This is a genomic window from Rhizobium sp. BR 362 (assembly GCF_036528765.1).
Lineage (GTDB): Bacteria > Pseudomonadota > Alphaproteobacteria > Rhizobiales > Rhizobiaceae > Rhizobium.
In genome coordinates, this window is record NZ_JARWGH010000009.1 from 40,006 (window position 1) to 57,727 (window position 17,722).

General features: G+C 58.5%; 19 protein-coding genes. 13 read left to right on the forward strand and 6 right to left on the reverse strand.

Going from position 1 to position 17,722, the window contains the following annotated elements:
* Positions 1-19: 19 nt before the first annotated feature.
* Positions 20-1,852, forward strand: a complete 1,833-nt coding sequence (locus QDY28_RS14770; protein WP_331382436.1) for a methyl-accepting chemotaxis protein — start codon at positions 20-22, stop codon at positions 1,850-1,852.
* Positions 1,853-1,912: 60 nt separating this feature from the next.
* Here QDY28_RS14770 and QDY28_RS14775 read toward each other — a convergent pair whose 3' ends face one another.
* The 3 genes from QDY28_RS14775 to QDY28_RS14785 form a co-directional block, all read right to left on the reverse strand.
* A complete protein-coding gene (locus QDY28_RS14775; RefSeq protein WP_331382547.1) occupies positions 1,913-2,569 on the reverse strand; it encodes an alpha/beta hydrolase family protein in 657 nt (218 codons plus the stop codon).
* A gap of 136 nt (positions 2,570-2,705) precedes the next feature.
* The gene (locus tag QDY28_RS14780; protein WP_331382437.1) at positions 2,706-2,894 is read right to left on the reverse strand and encodes a hypothetical protein; all 189 of its coding nucleotides are present in this window, start codon (positions 2,892-2,894) and stop codon (positions 2,706-2,708) included.
* Positions 2,895-3,015: 121 nt separating this feature from the next.
* On the reverse strand, positions 3,016-4,074 hold the full coding sequence (locus tag QDY28_RS14785) for a LacI family DNA-binding transcriptional regulator (protein ID WP_331382438.1): 1,059 nt from the start codon (positions 4,072-4,074) through the stop codon (positions 3,016-3,018).
* Between the two features lie 242 nt (positions 4,075-4,316).
* Here QDY28_RS14785 and QDY28_RS14790 point away from each other — a divergent pair, with 242 nt between their 5' ends.
* From QDY28_RS14790 to QDY28_RS14840, 11 genes are all read left to right on the forward strand, one after another.
* Positions 4,317-5,306 (forward strand): autoinducer 2 ABC transporter substrate-binding protein, encoded by a 990-nt coding sequence (locus tag QDY28_RS14790; protein WP_331382439.1) that lies wholly within the window; start codon positions 4,317-4,319, stop codon positions 5,304-5,306.
* 87 nt (positions 5,307-5,393) lie between these two features.
* Entirely contained in the window at positions 5,394-6,908 is a 1,515-nt protein-coding gene (locus tag QDY28_RS14795) for a sugar ABC transporter ATP-binding protein (protein WP_331382440.1), read from the forward strand.
* Positions 6,901-7,902, forward strand: a complete 1,002-nt coding sequence (locus tag QDY28_RS14800; RefSeq protein WP_331382441.1) for an ABC transporter permease — start codon at positions 6,901-6,903, stop codon at positions 7,900-7,902. The genes QDY28_RS14795 and QDY28_RS14800 overlap by 8 nt, the downstream gene beginning before the upstream one ends.
* A complete protein-coding gene (locus QDY28_RS14805) occupies positions 7,899-8,894 on the forward strand; it encodes an ABC transporter permease (RefSeq protein ID WP_331382442.1) in 996 nt (331 codons plus the stop codon). The genes QDY28_RS14800 and QDY28_RS14805 overlap by 4 nt, the downstream gene beginning before the upstream one ends.
* Before the next feature lie 5 nt (positions 8,895-8,899).
* A complete protein-coding gene (locus QDY28_RS14810; RefSeq protein ID WP_331382548.1) occupies positions 8,900-9,748 on the forward strand; it encodes a sugar phosphate isomerase/epimerase family protein in 849 nt (282 codons plus the stop codon).
* 69 nt (positions 9,749-9,817) lie between these two features.
* Positions 9,818-10,342, forward strand: coding sequence for a DUF992 domain-containing protein (locus QDY28_RS14815; protein ID WP_331382443.1), 525 nt, complete (start codon positions 9,818-9,820; stop codon positions 10,340-10,342).
* Positions 10,343-10,691: 349 nt separating this feature from the next.
* Positions 10,692-11,006, forward strand: a complete 315-nt coding sequence (locus tag QDY28_RS14820) for a BufA1 family periplasmic bufferin-type metallophore (protein WP_028751990.1) — start codon at positions 10,692-10,694, stop codon at positions 11,004-11,006.
* A gap of 33 nt (positions 11,007-11,039) precedes the next feature.
* Positions 11,040-11,966 (forward strand): MNIO family bufferin maturase, encoded by a 927-nt coding sequence (gene bufB / locus QDY28_RS14825; protein WP_331382444.1) that lies wholly within the window; start codon positions 11,040-11,042, stop codon positions 11,964-11,966.
* On the forward strand, positions 11,953-12,768 hold the full coding sequence (locus QDY28_RS14830; RefSeq protein ID WP_331382445.1) for an HvfC/BufC N-terminal domain-containing protein: 816 nt from the start codon (positions 11,953-11,955) through the stop codon (positions 12,766-12,768). Before bufB ends, QDY28_RS14830 begins: the two co-directional genes overlap by 14 nt.
* Positions 12,752-13,306: a DoxX family protein gene (locus QDY28_RS14835; protein ID WP_331382446.1), complete on the forward strand. Its 555-nt coding sequence runs from the start codon at positions 12,752-12,754 to the stop codon at positions 13,304-13,306. Before QDY28_RS14830 ends, QDY28_RS14835 begins: the two co-directional genes overlap by 17 nt.
* 101 nt (positions 13,307-13,407) lie before the next feature.
* Positions 13,408-13,863 (forward strand): thiol-disulfide oxidoreductase DCC family protein, encoded by a 456-nt coding sequence (locus QDY28_RS14840; protein ID WP_331382447.1) that lies wholly within the window; start codon positions 13,408-13,410, stop codon positions 13,861-13,863.
* Between the two features lie 24 nt (positions 13,864-13,887).
* On the opposite strand, the gene QDY28_RS14845 is transcribed toward QDY28_RS14840, so the two are convergent.
* Positions 13,888-14,277 carry a hypothetical protein gene (locus QDY28_RS14845; RefSeq protein WP_331382448.1) on the reverse strand — a complete coding sequence of 130 codons (390 nt, stop codon included), beginning with the start codon at positions 14,275-14,277 and terminating at the stop codon, positions 13,888-13,890.
* 536 nt (positions 14,278-14,813) lie between these two features.
* On the opposite strand from QDY28_RS14845, the gene QDY28_RS14850 reads away from it, so the two are divergent.
* Complete coding sequence (locus tag QDY28_RS14850) at positions 14,814-15,404, forward strand: hypothetical protein (RefSeq protein ID WP_331382449.1); 591 nt, start codon at positions 14,814-14,816, stop codon at positions 15,402-15,404.
* 15 nt (positions 15,405-15,419) lie between these two features.
* On the opposite strand, the gene QDY28_RS14855 is transcribed toward QDY28_RS14850, so the two are convergent.
* Both QDY28_RS14855 and QDY28_RS14860 read right to left on the reverse strand, forming a co-directional pair.
* Positions 15,420-16,067 carry a response regulator transcription factor gene (locus QDY28_RS14855; protein ID WP_331382450.1) on the reverse strand — a complete coding sequence of 216 codons (648 nt, stop codon included), beginning with the start codon at positions 16,065-16,067 and terminating at the stop codon, positions 15,420-15,422.
* The gene (locus tag QDY28_RS14860) at positions 16,064-17,491 is read right to left on the reverse strand and encodes a sensor histidine kinase (protein ID WP_331382451.1); all 1,428 of its coding nucleotides are present in this window, start codon (positions 17,489-17,491) and stop codon (positions 16,064-16,066) included. The genes QDY28_RS14855 and QDY28_RS14860 overlap by 4 nt, the downstream gene beginning before the upstream one ends.
* Between the last annotated feature and the right edge of the window lie 231 nt (positions 17,492-17,722).

A 17,722-nucleotide genomic window follows, 5' to 3' on the forward strand; every position in this document is an offset into this window, starting at 1 on the left:
TTAGCCGCGAGGGGCAGTCATGGCGTCAATTCAACAAAAAATCATCATCGCAAGCGTCGCAATTTTCGCACTGGCAGGCGGCGCAACGGGTGTTGGCATATGGTCGGCCGCCACCCTGTCCGGAAACAATGCGGAAGTTACCCGTTCAGCGCACGTGCTTCGCAACCACATGCAGGCCGACATGATGCATGACGCACTTCGCGCCGACGTGCTTGCAGCCCTGCTGGCGCAGAACCCGGCTTCAGGTGTCACCGCTGACGCCGTGAAGGCGGATCTGGCGGAACACGAAGCATCGTTCCGGGAAATGATCGCGGCCAATAAAGCGCTCGCAACCGATGCGGCCACTCAGAGCGTGCTTGCCGGTCTCGAGCCACCCCTTCTTGCCTATATCGACAGCGCCAAGAAGATGGTTGATCTCGCAGGCAAGGACACGCCGGCGGCAATGAAGTCACTGCCGGATTTCATGAAACAGTTTTCCGCTTTGGAAACGGTCATGGAACAAGCCGGAGATCAGATCAACTCGGTTTCCGAAGACATCACAAACCGCAGCGCCGATACGCAAGCTCTTGTCGATATGCTTTTGAAGGTGCTCCTCGGGCTGACCGCGCTATTCTCCGTCAGCCTCTACCTGCTGACCCGCAGGACGGTTACCAAGCCGATGCTTGCACTCTCCAGCGACATGGCGAAACTTGCCAGCGGCGATACCAACATTACTTCTGCGGGCGCCGGTCGTTCGGATGAAATCGGAACCATGGCATCGGCGGTCGAAGTCTTCCGCCAGGCCGCGATTGCCAACAAGCAGCTCGAACAGCAGGCCGAGGCAGCTCGCGCGGAAGCGGAAGCCGATCGGCTCACGGCGCGAAAGCAGGCCGACGAAGATGCTGGTGCGCGCCTGCGCGCCGTGACGTCGGATCTTGGCGCCGGGTTGAAGAGACTCGCCGCTGGCGACCTTGCCTTTCAGATCGATGTTCCCTTCTCGCCCGAATTCGAGAGCCTTCGACATGATTTCAACAGCTCGGTGAAGCAGCTTGGGGATACGCTGAGCGCCATCTCGATGGCCATCACGGCGATCGATGACGGTACCCGCGAGATCGCATCGGGCGCGAACGATCTTTCCAGACGAACCGAGCAACAGGCGGCCTCGCTCGAAGAGACGGCTGCGGCGCTCGATCAGATTACGGTCAACGTGTCGAATTCGAGCAAGCGCACCGACGACGCTCGTGCGGAGGCGATCAAAGCAAACGATAGCGCTGCAAAATCAGCGGAGGTCGTGTCGCATGCCGAAGAAGCGATGCGCCGCATCGAAGCGTCAGCCGAACAGATTTCCAGCATTATCGGTGTCATCGACGAAATCGCCTTCCAGACCAATCTTCTGGCGCTGAATGCGGGCGTCGAAGCCGCTCGCGCCGGCGAAGCCGGCAAGGGTTTTGCCGTCGTCGCCCAGGAAGTGCGTGAGCTTGCACAAAGATCCGCCCAAGCCGCGAAGGAAATCAAGGGACATATTCAGAAGTCCTCGGCCGAGGTCGAAAGCGGCGTGAAGCTGGTGCTCGATACCGGCCAGGCGCTGAAGACCATCAGCGGACAAATCGCCGGCATCAGCCAACATATGAACGCCATCGCGACCTCCGCCAAGGAGCAGTCGACGGGGCTTGCCGAAGTGAACGTCGCCGTCAATTCGATGGATCAGACAACACAGCAAAACGCGGCAATGGTCGAACAGTCTACCGCAGCGTCGGCCAGCCTGGCTCAGGAAGCGGCCAAGCTTCGCGATCTCGTCGCGCAGTTCAGGCTGCAAGCGACTTCGATGCAGCCCGCTGCTGGACGTCGCACAAGGGGACAGATGGCAGCCTAGCCAGCTTCCTCACACGACGGCACACCCAAGACGCAGCCGGCGCTGTAAAGCCGCAGAGGCTCAGCCGGCTGTCCTTCGATCTCCAAGGCGGTCGCTCCATGCCCGTACGGTCTCGGCCACCGTTCTCAGGTGGTCGGCGGCCGTCAGACCTGAAACTGCCTTGCGCGGTTTCAGATCATGATCGCCGTCTTCGAGCCAGACCATTTTAATGGCGTCCGACAGCACGTAATGGACCACTTCCTCACGGGTGCCGAATTCATCTCGCGTGCCCTGGCAGATCAAGGTCGGGGTCTTCAATTCGGCGAGGTGGGCTGTGCGCAGATTTTCCGGTTTTCCCGGTGGATGAAAGGGGTAGCCGAGGCAGAGCAATCCGTCGATCTTGTCGGCCGCATAGAGGTCATCGGCGATCATGCTTGCCACGCGGCCGCCCATTGATTTGCCACCGATAACGAGCGGGCCGTCAGCGCCCAGCTCCGCGACCGCGTCCAGATATTCGCCCTTTAGCGTTTCCGCCTTCGGCGGCGGTTTTCGCAAGCCGGAATCGCGCCGGCCCGCCATGTAGCCGAATTCAAAACGAGCAACGCGAAAATTGCGCTCGGAGAGGGCGCGAGCGGCAGCGTTCATGGAAGCCGAATCCATCGGTGCACCCGCGCCATGCGCCAGGAGAATGGTGATGTCAGCGTCTTCCGGACCTTGAAATAGGAACTTGCCGTTTATGAGTGTCATACGGCTAGTTTTCGCCCACGGTTGCGAATTTGACAATCGTGGGCGCTGCGAAATCTCATCCAATCGATATCAGAATGGATCTGCTCGCTGTGCGTTACAGCGAGTAGGGAAAGCCAATGAGGCTGCTTTACCGGCGCTGCTTTGCTCCGGCACTTTTGCCATCGGAGCTTTTTGAACGTTCCTCAAAGCGCTCTGAACCTTTGGCAAGGTCTGAACCCTTTTGAGCTTCCACCTTCTTTTCCTCCTTTGCAGCGCTTTTTCTCAGTCCGCGCGCAGCCTGCTTACCCTTTTCGGTTGGAGCTTGCTCGATGCCCATAGTCTTTCCTCCGAGACTTGCTGATAAATCTCAACGGCTAAGCTCCAAGTTCGTTCCGGTTTCATGGGTTGGGCGGCTGACAGTGAGATAGGCATAAGCCGCTCCCGCAGACATTTGCCTCCTAAACAATGTCCTTGAGACCATCCAACGGTCCGGTCAGGGCTGTGCGCGGCGGCACGAGATCCGGGCGGATGAGATGGATTTTCGGTGGCGTCCGCGTTTCCTCGATCAGCTCGAATGCCTTGGTGATCATGCCCTCCACGTCCTGGCGCATCATGATCACGGGGAAGGGAAGGAAGGATCCGAACGGATCGTAGTCGTAGCAGCCGACGACCAGATCCGCGAAGGTTTCGTGCGGATGGGCCGACATGAAGCGCAGCAATCCCTCGAAGTTGATCGACGAGTTGATGAAGAGCGCACGGGGCAGGCGGCCTGCCTTCTCAAAAAACGCCTCGAAAGCAATTCGGGCAGTGTTGGGTGAATAGCCGGTCGGCTGAATCGACGCTTCGGGATCGGCGCCAAGCAGTGCGCGTTTGACGTCCCGGAAACCGCGGATACGTTCGCGGCTCGCATGGTCGTTTCGCCCGCCGAACAGGAAGAGTTCATCGGGACTAAGGGGATCGCCGGTTGAAAAGCGGCCGATGATCGCTTCCGTCAGCATGCGCCCGCCTTCATAGTTATCGCTGATCACCGAATGGGACTTCGTGCCCGGAAGGTCGATGTTGATGTGTTTCAGGCCGGCCGCTTCGCAGACTTCATGCACGCCGTCGGGGTCCGTCGCGCCGCATATGAACAATTCGTCGATGGAGTAGGAGATCAGGTTCTCGGCGGTTTCGCGTTCTTCGTGGGGGTCGCGGCTGGAGCTGACGACGATCGGACATTGCCCGCGTTGCCGCACATGCGCTTCGAACGTCTGAGCCATGGAGGAGAAATAGCGATTGTCGTAGACCGGAAGCATCAGACCTACCAAACCCGAGCGAGATCTGCGCAGCCCCTGTGCCTGCCGGTTCGTGGTATATTGATGTTTTTCCGCGAGATCGCGAATGAGTTCGGCCGTACTTTCCTTGATGCGGCGCTTGCGCCAGGTGCCGTTCAAGACTGCGCTGACGGTCGAGGGGGAAATTCCGGAGAGCATCGATAGGTCATAGATCGTGGCCTTCTTCCGATTGTCTTTTTTCATGAATGTCTCCTCGGTTTGTCTTAGCGTCCGAGTCCTCTTGACGAAAGGATAGATCTCATTGATATTGATTGCACCATCGATTGTGCAAAAAAAGAAAGATCGATTGTGCACAATAATGGTGCCGTTTGAGGAAGCGGCTGCCAAAGGGAGGCGGGGCATTGATTCGCCACCCAAGCCGGGAGGAAGGCCGCCGCTGCGGCGCGCCTGTTTGTTCCCCGAGGGGAACTGTGGAGGAGAAGATCATGAAGAGATTTATCGTGGCTGCGTTAGCAGCTTCGCTGTCGCTTGCGACCGCCACAATGGCCTTTGCACAGGACACCGGTAAGGTCGGCATCGTCGTGAAGATCGGCGGTATCCCGTGGTTCAACGCCATGGAAGCCGGCATCAAGGAGCAGGGAAAGAAACTCGACGTCGATGCCTTTATGATTGGTCCGACAAGCGCCGATCCGGCGCTTCAGGTGCGCGCCATCGAGGATCTGATCGCCCAGGGCGTCAAGGTCATCGGCGTCGTTCCCAACGATGCCAAGGTGCTCGAGCCGGTTCTCAGCAAGGCGAAGGAAAAGGGCATCATCGTCATCACGCATGAATCGCCGGGTCAGAAGGGAGCGGATTGGGATTTCGAGCTTGCTTCCTCGGTTGGCTTTGGTGAAGCGCATGCCAAGCTTCTCGCCGAGAAAATGGGCGGCAAGGGCGAATATGCAGTCTTCGTCGGTTCGCTGACGGTACCGCTGCACAATGCCTGGGCCGATGCCGCGATTGCCTATCTCAAGAAGAATTATCCTGACATGAAGCTCGTCGGCGATCGTTACGGCGTGGCGGAAGATGTCGACAAGAGCCGCAGCACGGCGCTCGACCTCATCTCCGCGCATCCGGATCTCAAGGGCTTCCTCGCCTTCGGCAGTCAGGGTCCAATCGGTGCGGGCCGCGCGATCGAAGAGCGTCGCAAGGTCGGCAAGATCTTCGTGCTTGGCCCCTTCTCCCCCGGACAAGGACAAAAGCTTCTGAAGTCGGACGCGATTTCCGGCGGCTTCATGTGGAATCCGAAGCAGGCTGGCGAAGTCTTCGTGACGCTTTCGCAAAAACTGATGAAGGGTGAGCAAATCAAGGACGGCGAGCAGATCGAAGGCTTGGGCACCATCCATCCGGATTTCGAGAAGCACAATATCATCGTCGACCAGCTCGTGCCGATCAACAAGAAGACGGTTGCCGATCTCGCGGCGATGGGCCTCTAAAACAAGACCGGTTCTCCCGGCAGGCTGGGCTGGCTTCGGCTGGCCCGGCATGTCCTCACCCATCCAAGGTATGACGGGCGGATCCGCATGTCTGAGATCGAAAGCGCGAATGCGAGCGGCGGAGCGCTGCTATCGCTTCGCGACATCAACATAACGTTCGGCGGCGTCAAAGCCTTGAAGAACGTGGCCTTTGAAGTCCGTCCAGGCGAGGTCCACTGCCTTGCCGGCGAAAACGGCTCGGGCAAGAGCACGTTGATCAAAATCATCACCGGCGTCTATCGCCCAGCGCCCGGCGCCGTCATCGAATATGACGGCCAGACTTATTCGCATATGTCGCCCGTCACCGCGCAGGCGAAAGGTATCCAAGTCATCTGGCAGGACCTCGCGCTATTTCCGGAAATGAGCGTCGCGGAGAATATCGCATTTCAGACCGTACTCGGCCGCTGGCCCCGCCTCGTTGACTACACGCAGATGCGACAGCTTGCGATGAACGCGCTGAAACGGCTTGGCGTTGCACTCGATGTCGATCTGCCTCTCAAAGAATTTGCGATCGCCCAACGGCAGATCGTGGCCATTGCGCGCGCATTGGTCGGTGAAGCCAAGATCGTCTTCATGGATGAGCCGACGGCCTCGCTCACGCAATCGGAGACCAACCATCTTCTCGATATCGTCCGTAATCTCTCCGCCTCCGGCGTTGCGGTCGTCTTCGTCAGCCATCGGCTAGCGGAAGTGCTCGACATATCGAGCAGGCTGACCGTGCTCAGGGATGGTGCCCTTGTCGGGGTCTATCCGACGGAAGGCATGACGCAGTCCCGCATCACCGAGCTGATGACGGGAAAGACCTTCGACAATCAGGTTCGGGCGAGGCCGAAGGATCAGCAGCCCGTTGTGCTCGATGTTAATTCGCTCAGCCGGCGCGGTCAGTTCGAGGACATTACGCTGACGGTGCGACGCGGCGAAACGCTTGGCATCACCGGGCTGCTCGGGGCCGGGCGGACGGAACTTGCCCTTGCTCTCTTCGGCATGACGAGACCGGATTCCGGAACGATCATGCTGGATGGCAGGCCAGTACGCTTCTCGTCCAATCGCGATGCGGTCCAGGCAGGCATCGCCTATCTTTCCGAGGACCGGCTGTCGCTTGGGCTCATCCAGCCGCAATCGATCGCCGACAATCTCGTGATCTCGTCTTTGCTCAAGATCCTGTCCGGCGGCTTCCTTTCCGACGAAAGAAAGGAAAGCCTCGTTTCGCGCTGGATTCGCGAGCTCGGTATCAGGATCGGACGGCAGGAGGATGCGATTTCGACGTTGTCTGGCGGCAATCAGCAGCGCGTCGCCATCGCCAAATGGCTGGCGACCGATCCGAAGCTGCTGATCCTGGATGCGCCGACGGTCGGCGTCGATGTCGGCGCGCGGGCCGGCATCTTCGACATCGTCGCCAAGTTGGCCGAAAGCGGCCTGGCGATCATCCTGATCTCCGACGAGGTGCCCGAGGTCTATTTCAACGCGGACCGCGTGCTGCACATGGCGCTGGGCAGGATCGTCGGTTCGTTCGATCCGCGGCAATGTTCCCTTCACGATATCGAGGCTGCCGTCTATGCGTAAATTCATCAGCACCCACGCGACGGAAAGCTCCCTGCTGGCGGTGATGATCGTCATCTGCGCCTTCCTGTCTTTCGCGACGGACAATTTCTTCTCCCTCGGCAATAGCTTCGATCTTCTGAACACCAGCGCCGTCAACATCATCTTCGCGGTCGGCCTGCTGGTGGTTCTGATCGCCGGCGGGATCGATATCTCCTTCGCCGTCGGTGCGTCCGTCGTTCAGTATGTGACGGCGATCGCGCTCGGCTGGATCGGCGGGGGAAGCTGGCTCTCGGGCCTTCTCATCGCGGGATCGATCGGCATTTTGCTCGGAGCGATCAACGCCTTCCTCATCCATCGCTTCCGGATCATCTCGATCGTCGCGACCATCTCCACTTTCAACATCTATTTCGGGCTTCTGATGTTCTTCACCAAGGGCGTGTCGATCTACGACCTGCCGGACTGGCTGACGGACAAGGTGGTCCTGTTCGAGCATGAGATGCCGGACGGCACTTGGATCGAGATCACGCTTCCGGTCCTGGTCATGGTGATCTGCGTCGTCGCCACCTGGGTGCTCATCACCCGCACCACGATCGGCCGCCAGCTCTATGCCTTTGGCGACAATCCCGAAGGCGCGCGCCGTTTCGGCATCAATATCGCCGCGATGCAATTCATCGCATTCGGCTGGTTGGGTTTGATGGCCGGTATTGGTGGGCTGGTGCAGGCGCATTATGCGCAAGAGGTCGTCCCGAATGCGCTTTACGGTCGCGAGCTCGACGTGCTTGCCGCGGTCGTTCTCGGCGGTGCACGTCTCGGCGGCGGCAAGGGATCGGTGCTCGGCTGCGTCCTCGGCGTGCTGCTGATCTCCATTACGCAAAACGGGCTCAATCTGATGGGCGTCTCGCCCTTCGCGTTCAAGATGATCATCGGCGCCATCATTCTGGTCGCCATCACGCTATCGAATACGCGGATCGACAAGCTTGTGCCGCTTCTGCGCAGGGAGGGGCAGGCACGATGACCGCTCTCGTCGAAAGATTCCAGAAGCGCTTCGGTGCGGAAATGGCGGGGCCCTTCTTTGCCTTTATTGCCGTGATGATCTTCTTCGGGCTTGCCTCGCCGCAATTTCTGAGCCAGGCGACCTTCGGTTCGGTCGCCTTCCAACTGCCCGAGCTTGGCCTTTTGACAATGGCGATGCTGCTGCCCATTCTGACGGGCGGCCTTAACCTAGCCATAACATTCACGGCGAATATCGCCGGATTGACGGTTGCCTGGGTCTTGCAGGCAAACGGCGGCGTGGATGCCGGACCTTTGGCATTCGCCCTCGGATGCGTGCTGGCACTTGCGGCAGGGGCGGCGAGCGGCGTGATCATGGGTTTCGTCATCGCCTATACACGCGCTCACCCCATTCTCGTATCGCTATCGATGATGATCTTCCTGCGCGGCCTTGGCGAGTTTCTCACCCGGGGCGGTGATGTATCGGGCTTTCCGGACTTCATCCGGCCCCTGGGGCACGGATCGCTACTCGGTATTCCCGTCCCTTTGATCATCTTCATTGTCTGCGTTGCCCTCTGGCATCTGCTGCTGACGCGCATGAAGCTCGGTTTCAACACCTATATGATCGGCTCCAATATCGAAGCTGCCCGCTACTCCGGCGTCAACACGCGCAAGGTTGTCGTCCTCGTTTATACGCTCTCCGGCGCCATGTGTGCCGTGGCCGGCATCATCATGCTGGCGCGGTTCAATTCCGTCCGCGTCGGCCACGGCGAATCCTATCTGCTGATCACGGTGCTTGCCTGCTTCCTGGGCGGCGTCAATCCGTTCGGCGGCTTCGGCCGCGTCATTCCCGTCTTCGTGGCGCTCGTCGTTCTGCAGCTCCTGTCTTCGGGGCTGAACCTGATGGGAGCCAATCAGCATCTGGCGACCGCGGTGTGGGGTCTGCTTCTGGTCGGAGTGATGTTCCTGCGCTGGGTCGCCTCCCACTACAAGTTTTTCAACAAGAGAAAAGGATGAAGGCTATGGAAGGCTTCGGTGTTCACACCAGCATGTGGACGATGAATTGGGACCGGGCAGGGGCCGAGCGGGCGGTCGCCGCCGCCGTTAAATACAAGGTGGATTTCATCGAAATCCCGATGCTCAATCCGCCCGCCGTCGATACGGCCCATACCAAGGCATTGCTGGAAAAACATAGGCTTCGGGCCGTGTGCTCGCTCGGCCTTCCCGAACACGCCTGGGCGTCCGTGCGCCCGGATGCTGCGATCGAACATCTCGCCATCGCGATCGATAAGACCGCCGATCTTGGCGGTGAGGCTCTTTCCGGGGTGATCTATGGCGGTATCGGCGAGCGTACCGGCGTTCCCCCGACGCAAAAAGAGTATGACAATGTCGCCCGGGTTTTGACGGCCGCAGCCAAGCACGCCAAGGGCCGCGGCATCGAACTCGGCATCGAGGCCGTCAACCGCTATGAGAACCATCTGATCAACACCGGCTGGCAAGCGGTGGAGATGATCGAGCGCGTCGGCGCCGACAACGTCTTCGTCCATCTCGATACCTATCATATGAACATCGAGGAAAAGGGCGTCGGCAACGGCATTTTGGCCGCTCGCGATTACCTGAAATATATCCATCTCTCGGAAAGCGACCGGGGCACGCCCGGCTATGGCACCTGCGATTGGGACGAGATCTACGCGACGCTCGCCGCTATCGGCTTCAAGGGCGGCCTTGCGATGGAAAGCTTCATCAACATGCCGCCGGAACTCGCCTATGGACTGTCGGTCTGGCGCCCCGTCGCCAAGGATGAGGAAGAGGTCATGGGCAACGGTCTGCCGTTCCTGCGCAACAAGGCGAAGCAGTATGGTCTGATCTAGGAATCCTCGGCTCGAACGAACTCCTGTCCGGCGCGTTGATGGAGATGCGAATGATCAAGGAGAAATCTTATGAAAAAGCTTGCTCTTATAGTCACCGCAGCCTCGCTCGTGTTCACCGTTCCTGCTGCCGACGCAGCGACGGTGCATCGATCACAAAAACACACCCACAAGGAAGAGGTTACGACCGGGCCTAAGGAACGTCTTGGCACCCTGTCTTGTCAGGTCGCCGGAGGCGTCGGTATGATTATCGGCTCCAACAAGGCCGTCGATTGCAGGTTCAAGCGGAGCTCTGGTCCGTCGGAGCGCTATATCGGCTCCATCGGCAAGCTCGGCGTCGACATCGGCGTGACAGGCAAGTCCTATCTGAGCTGGGCCGTCTACAGTCTCCATCCGACCCGCGCCGGAGAAGGCGCTTTGGCCGGCAATTATGTCGGCGCGTCCGCAGGCGCTGCCGTGGGCATTGGCCTCGGGGCAAATGCGCTGATCGGGGGCAATTCAAAAAATTTCGGCCTGCAGCCGCTGAGCGGCGAAACGGGAACAGGACTTAACGTTGCCGCCGGCGTGTCGAGGCTGCAATTGCGTTCCGCTAGATAAAAGCTCTCACAGACGAGACGTGGACCTGTGAGCGAATATCGTAATTTCTTGATGGTTAAACACGAAAAAACCGCCGGGTTTGCGCCCGGCGGTTCTATATAGCCATTGTGTTTGAGCTTGTGCGGCGCGGCAATTCTGGGTGAACGGGCGGTGACGCGCGGCCTGCCGATATAAAGGCAGAAACTCTCCGAACAGCATTTTCTCGATTGCATGCCACGCCCGGCTGGACCCCATACGCCGGCAATCACGCGTTCGTGACAATCTTGGCTGTAACGAATCTCCCTTTTCGCACGAGTACCTGGCGTGCCCCGAAGAAAGGGGCGTCAACGAACCCAAATGGAGATAGTTCATGTTGAAAGCTACTGTGAGTTCTGTCCTGCTCGCCGGTGCGGTGACTACGGCGCTTGCGTCCATGGCCGCCGCCGCACCGCTGACGAAGGCTGAAGCCAGTGCTGCCGTCGCCGCTCACAAGGAGAAGTGCTACGGAGTTGCTCTGAAGGGCCAAAACGATTGCGCCGCCGGCCCGGGAACGACTTGCCAAGGGACATCGACTGTCGATTTCCAGGGCAACTCCTGGAAGTTTGTTCAAGGCGGCACCTGCGCGTCGCTCGACATTCCCGGCGGCCGCCATGGCTCGCTGATGCCGCTCAAGCGCGATCTCTAATCGAAACAGCTATCGGAAAGCGGAGAAGACACGATGAACGCCCACAATCGAACCGTGGCTCCTGTCGTCGAAGCGGGTGCAGCGCTCCGCTTTCCCTCCTATCCCGTTCACGGCCTGGCGGGCACGAGTTTCAAGCCGGAACATCTGCCCGCCATACTCGCCGAAACAGGCCCGCAAGGTTTCTTCGAAATTCACGCCGAAAATTACATGGGCGCCGGCGGTCCTCCCCATCACGCGCTCGAGCTCGTGCGCCGGGATCATCCGATCTCGCTGCATGGCGTTTGCATGTCGCTCGGTGGGCCGCAGCCGCTGAACAAGAATCACCTCCGGCGCTTTCGCGAGCTGGTGATCAGGTATGAGCCTGCACTCGTGTCCGAGCACCTGGCATGGTCGACCCACGAGAACACCTATCTGAACGACCTGCTGCCGCTGCCTTATACGAACGCCACGCTCACGCATGTCTGCAATCACATCGACGAGATGCAGATGGCGATCGGACACCCCATTCTGCTTGAAAATCCCTCGACTTACGTGCTCTTCGCCGAATCTTCGATGAGCGAAACGGATTTTATCGGCGAGATTGCGAAGCGGACCGGTTGTGGGCTTTTGCTCGACGTCAACAACGTCTTTGTTTCGGCCACCAACCACGGCTATTCGGCGCTGGATTATCTTGCCGGTTTTCCCTTGTCGAAGGTCGGCGAAATCCATCTCGCAGGCCATGCGGAGCAGACGGACGATGAGGGCGATCTGCTGCTGATCGACAGTCACGATGGACCTGTGGCGGACGCAGTCTGGCGTCTTTACAAGATCGTCATCGACCGATGCGGGCCAATTCCCTCGCTGGTCGAGTGGGACAGCAAAATCCCCGATTGGCCGGTCTTGCGCGCCGAGGCCGTTGCAGCCCAAGCGATTCTCGATCGCCAATCCCAGATATCAGGCAAATCCCATGCAGTCCGCTGAGATCCTCTCGATCGGGTGCGGCGATCCGTCATTCGCGTCGACCTTCTCCAAGTCGCTGCTGAATCCCGAACAGCAAACGCCGGCTTCGCTGGTCGGCCCGCATGGGAAAGGCGCGGATAAACGCTACAACGTCTACCGCAACAATGTGACGGTGAGCCTGATCGAGACGCTGGCCGCGATTTTTCCTGCGACCCAGCGCATAACGGGGCCGGATTTCTTTCGCGCGATGGCGCGCTTCCACATTCGTGAAACGCCGCCGACCTCACCGCTTTTGTTCGAATATGGCCGCGGTTTTCCAGCCTTTATCAATGGCTATGAATACGCGCAGTCGATGCCTTGGCTAGGCGACGTCGCGCGATTGGAGCGGGCCTGGCTTGATGCCTATCATGCTGCTGATTGCCCGGTTATCTCAGCGGCTGATCTCGCGTGCGTCGCACCGGACGAACTGCCCGAACTACGATTTCACGTCCATCCGGCGACGAGAATTCTGTCATCCCAATTTCCGGCGGTGACGATCTTCGCCGCCAATCGGGGCGCCGAGCCGGTGAGGCGCATCGAGCATATCGTTCCCGAGGACGCTTTGATCACGCGGCCGGAACTCGAGGTCGTGGTTCGGTTGCTGCAGCCTGGCGGGGCCGCATTCCTTACCTGCCTTGCTGGTGGCGGTACTTTCGCGGCGGCTGCGGCTGCAGCGCTGGATGTCAACCCTGCTTTCGATCTCGCAGGCATGGTCGCCGAGATGATCGAAGCCGGCGCTTTTACTGAGATTTACCTGGGGAATTCCAATGTCGAAAACGCTTGAAACGTCGGTAGTGAGTAAGCCGTTCGCACCTGTCGTTGCATTGCTCGAAAAAGCAAGCTGGCTGGTACAGATGATCGCTCAGCCATCCCTGGTGCAACTTGTTCTGCGGATCGGGCTTGCCGTGCCGTTTTGGCGTTCCGGCATCCTTAAATGGGATGGATTCCTGCAGTTGAGCGATACGGCCATCGAGCTCTTCACGGACGAGTTCATGCTGCATCTTCCAGGTGGGCCATATCCCTATCCGGCGCCGGCGGTGATGGCATTCCTGTCGGGGTCCGGGGAGGTCGTATTTTCGACCCTTCTGGTGCTTGGCCTTGCCACGCGCTTTGCCGCGACCGGTCTTCTCGCCATGACGGTCATCGTGGAATTGACGGTTCCCGATGGATGGCCCGTTCATATCACCTGGGCGGCAATGGCGCTGGGCATTATGGCTTGGGGGCCGGGACGTCTGTCCTTGGACTATCTCATCCGACGGGTTTTCGGGCTGGAGGCGCCGTTTCGGACGACCTCGTCTGCAGAAAGTGGCCCCAGGGCTTGAGGTGCGGGCTCTTGCCGAAATGACGTGGGCTGGACGGCTACAACTTTCGCTTGACGCAAAGCCTATCGCGACGTTCACTCCGCTTCGGAGATACGCTGCCGATGACCGAACTTGCTTCATACAGTTTCAGAAATGACCCGAACGTGCCGCCTCACGACCATGACAAGGGTCTTATCGTTTTCGACCACGAGTGCATTTTCTGCTCCTCATTCATTCGTTTTGTCTTCGCTCACGACCCTTCCGGCCGTTTCCTGTTCACGGCCGCACAGTCTCCGCTTGGGCAGGCGCTTTATCGACACTACGGCCTCGATCCGACGGATTTTTCGACCAACCTGGTGATCGTTGACGGCATCCTGCACACGAAAATGGATGCGTTTGCCACCGCCATGCGTTGCCTCGGCTTTCCTTGGAGCTTGCTTGCGGTGGTGAACCTGATGCCGCGGCGGCTTGCCAATGCGGCATATGATCTGATCGCTAAAAACAGATACCGCATTTTCGGCAGATACGAGACCTGCCTGGTGCCATCCAAGGAATTGCGGGCGCGCGTTATTGAATAATGATTTTGCTGCTCGCGAGGAAGATTACAGGGACGCGTGTCCGAAAGGGTTGCTTTCGACCCTCTTCGACCGCGATGCTGCGATCGGATGCCTTGGGGTCAAGGATGCGTCGACGACGCCAGATGGCGAGGAGCATTGTTGCAGTTCGATGGCGAGAAGCGTTACGGCGGCCGCCAATGCCTTCTCCGCATCGGTAAATGCGAGCGCCGAACCCGCCTCCCTCGCTTCGCCATATATTTCGGCAGATGCCATGACACGCTCGGCGAGATAATGACATTCGGGCGTCGCTTCGACAATGTTCAGAGAAAATCGGAGATTGATCGCCACTTGAAGGAGGAAAGCTGCGGCCGAGAAATCGACAATGGCGCCGGGTGGTGTCGTCTGATCCAGATACCTTTTCCATTGTGTTTTCATTTTTATGCCTTTCGCGCCGGACCAGCTCGAAATGAACAGCAAGAGCTGGCGGGATTTCTGTGCCGGCGCCAATCCGGGCAGAATGTTGGCGCCACGCGTACTCGGCGTCGCTTCAGCGACTTAGGTCAAACAAGTGAGGTGTAGAGCGTGTCTACGAAAGATTCCCCATTCCCATTGCAGTCGGTCGTGACAAAAGGCATTCATCTCCATGCCTTCGTCAGTGTGCCGACTATCTACGAGGTAGTAGTAAGCGCAGGGGAGGCGCTCTTTCAATCGCACTGTTTGTCATTGAGGCTTCAGTCCAGCCGGCCTTCGGACTTTTGTCCAATGAAGAACCGGACCAAGGTCTTAGCCGCAATTGCAAAAGTCCAAGATGGGCGTTTTTGCCTGGACAAAGGTTGACGGCTGCGCCTCAGGAACGATCTGATGTCGTTGCGGAGAGGCCGTTTCGAATACGTAATTGAACGGTTTCGCGTACGGCGTCTGAACAGTCTTTCCGCACAATGACCTATTTATGAGCGTGCAGGAGGCCAGCCATGTCGTTACGCGGAAAGTCGATCACCGCTCTTCTCGGTGTTTCGTTTACGCTGGCGCTCGTCGCAACGCCTTATACCGTCGATTTTCATAAATCCTCAATCAGCCTTGTCGCCGAAAAAGCTGCTGCAAAGAGTGGAGGTAATGGAAACGGCGGGGGAAATGGCAATGGTGGAGGTAATGGCAACGGTGGGGGTAACGGTAATGGCGGCGGCAATGGCAACGGTGGAGGTAATGGCAACGGAAATGGCGGAGGCAACGGCAACGGCAATGGCGGGAGCAACGGTAACGCCGGCGGCAATAGCGGCAGCAATGGCAATGCCGGTGGAAACAGCAGCGGCAATAGCGGCAGCAATGGCAATGCCGGTGGAAACAGCAGTGGCAAAGCGGCCAGCGGAAAAAGCGCTACGCAAAGTGATTCGGATGACTCAGCCGATGCAAATGATGCGTCGATGGCAGTGCACCACGATGATGGCATGAGCGAAGAAATACAGAACGGACGTTATGTCATGAAGGATTCGAAGGGTCGCACCATCATCAATCGCAGTGCGACGGTGACCGATCGGCAAAGGCTGCGGTCTTTCCTTCACTAAATAAAGGACAATACTCTAAACGCGCTTTTCAAGCGCATCGCGAAAAGCCATCGCAGCCTCGGTTCGGTTCGCAACGCCTAGCTTCGTGAAAATCTGGGTCATATGATGCTTGACCGTCTTTTCGTGGAGATCGAGCTTCAGACCGATGTGCTTGTTGCTTAATCCGGCTGCAACGAGCTGAAGTACCTCGCTTTCCCGACCCGTCAGGTCACGAAGAAGATCGGCTTTCCGCAAGGAAGCGCTGCCGTCGCCGGAGATCAGGCGAGCGGAAAGAGTAGGGGCCACATAGCTTTCCCCGGAGGCTACCGTGCGGAGGATGTCTGCCAGCGGTCTCGATCCGACGCCTTTCAGCACATATCCCTTCGCTCCGTTTTTGAGAGCCGTCGTCACATCGTCACTGGCTTCGGAGACCGTCAGCATCACGATCTTCTGATCGGGCATCCGCTCCATGATCAGCGAAAGCGCCTCCAGGCCTCCACCAGGCATGGAAATATCCAACAACAAGACGTCTGGATGCTTATCCTCGACTATTCGAACCGCATCCTCCTTCGTACTGCCTTCGCCAACAATCGTAAAACCGTCGATCTCGGCAAGGCTGCGAATGACCCCTTCCCGGAACAGTGGATGATCATCGATCACCGCTAGACTGATTGCCGTCGTCATATTTGCTCCATTTCCATTGCGTTCAGCGACATTTGAACCACGGTGCCGCTTTCGGAAGATTTTAATTCGAAAATGCCGCCGAGACTTTCCACCCGCTCTCTTAGGCCAGCCAAACCGATGCTGCTTGGCGGTATATAGGCCGGATCGAAGCCGGGTCCCTCGTCCGATACTGCGATTGTGATCTGCCCGCCGTCGATGGCTTGTTTCACTTGCTGTGCTGCGCCTTCACCGTGACGATAGCCGTTGTTCAGCGCTTCTTGAACGAAGCGGTATATGCATATCTTCGCGGAAGTCGAAAGTTCCGGCGCGGTATCGGAAAGGGATAGGCCGACCGTGACGCCGGTTCGTTGCTCGTGGGCGCGGACGGCGCGTTGCAATAGTTCCGTCAGGTTTGCCGACTCGATATGCGGCAGCACCAGCCCGCTGCAGATGCTTCTGATGTCTGCCATCGCATCGTCCAAGCTTGACTTGATTGCCGCAAGCGACTGCTCTCGCTCTTGCGCCGGCGTGGCCGGATTGACCAGGGCGGCGCTATCCAGCCTCAGCGATGCATAGGCGACGAGCTGGGCGGGTCCGTCGTGTAAATCGGCGCCGATGCGCCTGAGATAGCTTTCATTGAGAGCGGCGGCACGTTGTGAAGCTCTTTGCACGCGGGCATGCAAAATCTCGTTCTGCTGCAGAAGCGAGGATAGCTCGCCGATACGCGCTTTCAATGCGCTACGCTGGCTCTCGATCGTTCGGCTTCCGCGTAGAACGATAATGGATAGAACGAGAAAGAACGTCAGGGTGAACAAGGCGACGGCTAGCCAGCTTCTCATACGCGCCTGGTTCAGGCTGCGCTCGAAGTCGTATGCCACCTCATAAAATTCGGAAACGGCCACGACCTTGCCCGACCAGGGTTGGAGGACCGGATTGTAGATCTCCAGAAGCGGCTTGCCGCTGTTGCGCTCTGCAACGCTTTCGACGTCGTCGTCGAGCTGATTGAACTGCGCCACCATCGTGCCGGCAAACGCCGTCTTCAGGTCATGGCTGAGCGGGAACTGTTTGCCCATCAGGTTTTTGTCGTTGGAATAAAGAATGGTTCCATCGCTACGCCAGAGGCGAAAGGACATGAGGCGGCTGCCAAGCGCGCCCTCACCGAGTGTTTCGTCGAGTGCGTGCGTCACCGTATCGTCCAGAAGCTCCGTCTTCTGCATATCCGGAAGCAGCGGGGCGATGACGCTGTCGACATAAAGAGCGGTGCTGGCGGCGGAGTTGCGCGTGACGGCATCCTCGATGAGACTGGTGACGAAGGCGCCCACGAGAAGCATCGCGCAGGCGGAAACAAAACCGCCGATCAGCAGGAATTGTTTCGCCAGCGATTGAGAATTCCAACCGGCGAGTAAACGAACCGGCGACAGCATTGATTTGAGCTTCGTCAGCATGTCTGGTTACTTTCACCGATGACCACCCAATAGGGCATACCTATTGTAGCTGGACAGCGCGTCAAATGGCGACTGGTTCATCTCCCCTGGAAGTCTCGGGCTTTCCCCAACCTAAGCTTCTTTCGACATCAATGAGACTTTCGGCCATCCGCCGTCGGGCTAAGGTCCGATCGCCGGTGGCATTGGTCTGACCTCGGTAGAAACTTTCTTTTTGAGCAATATTGTGGCGAG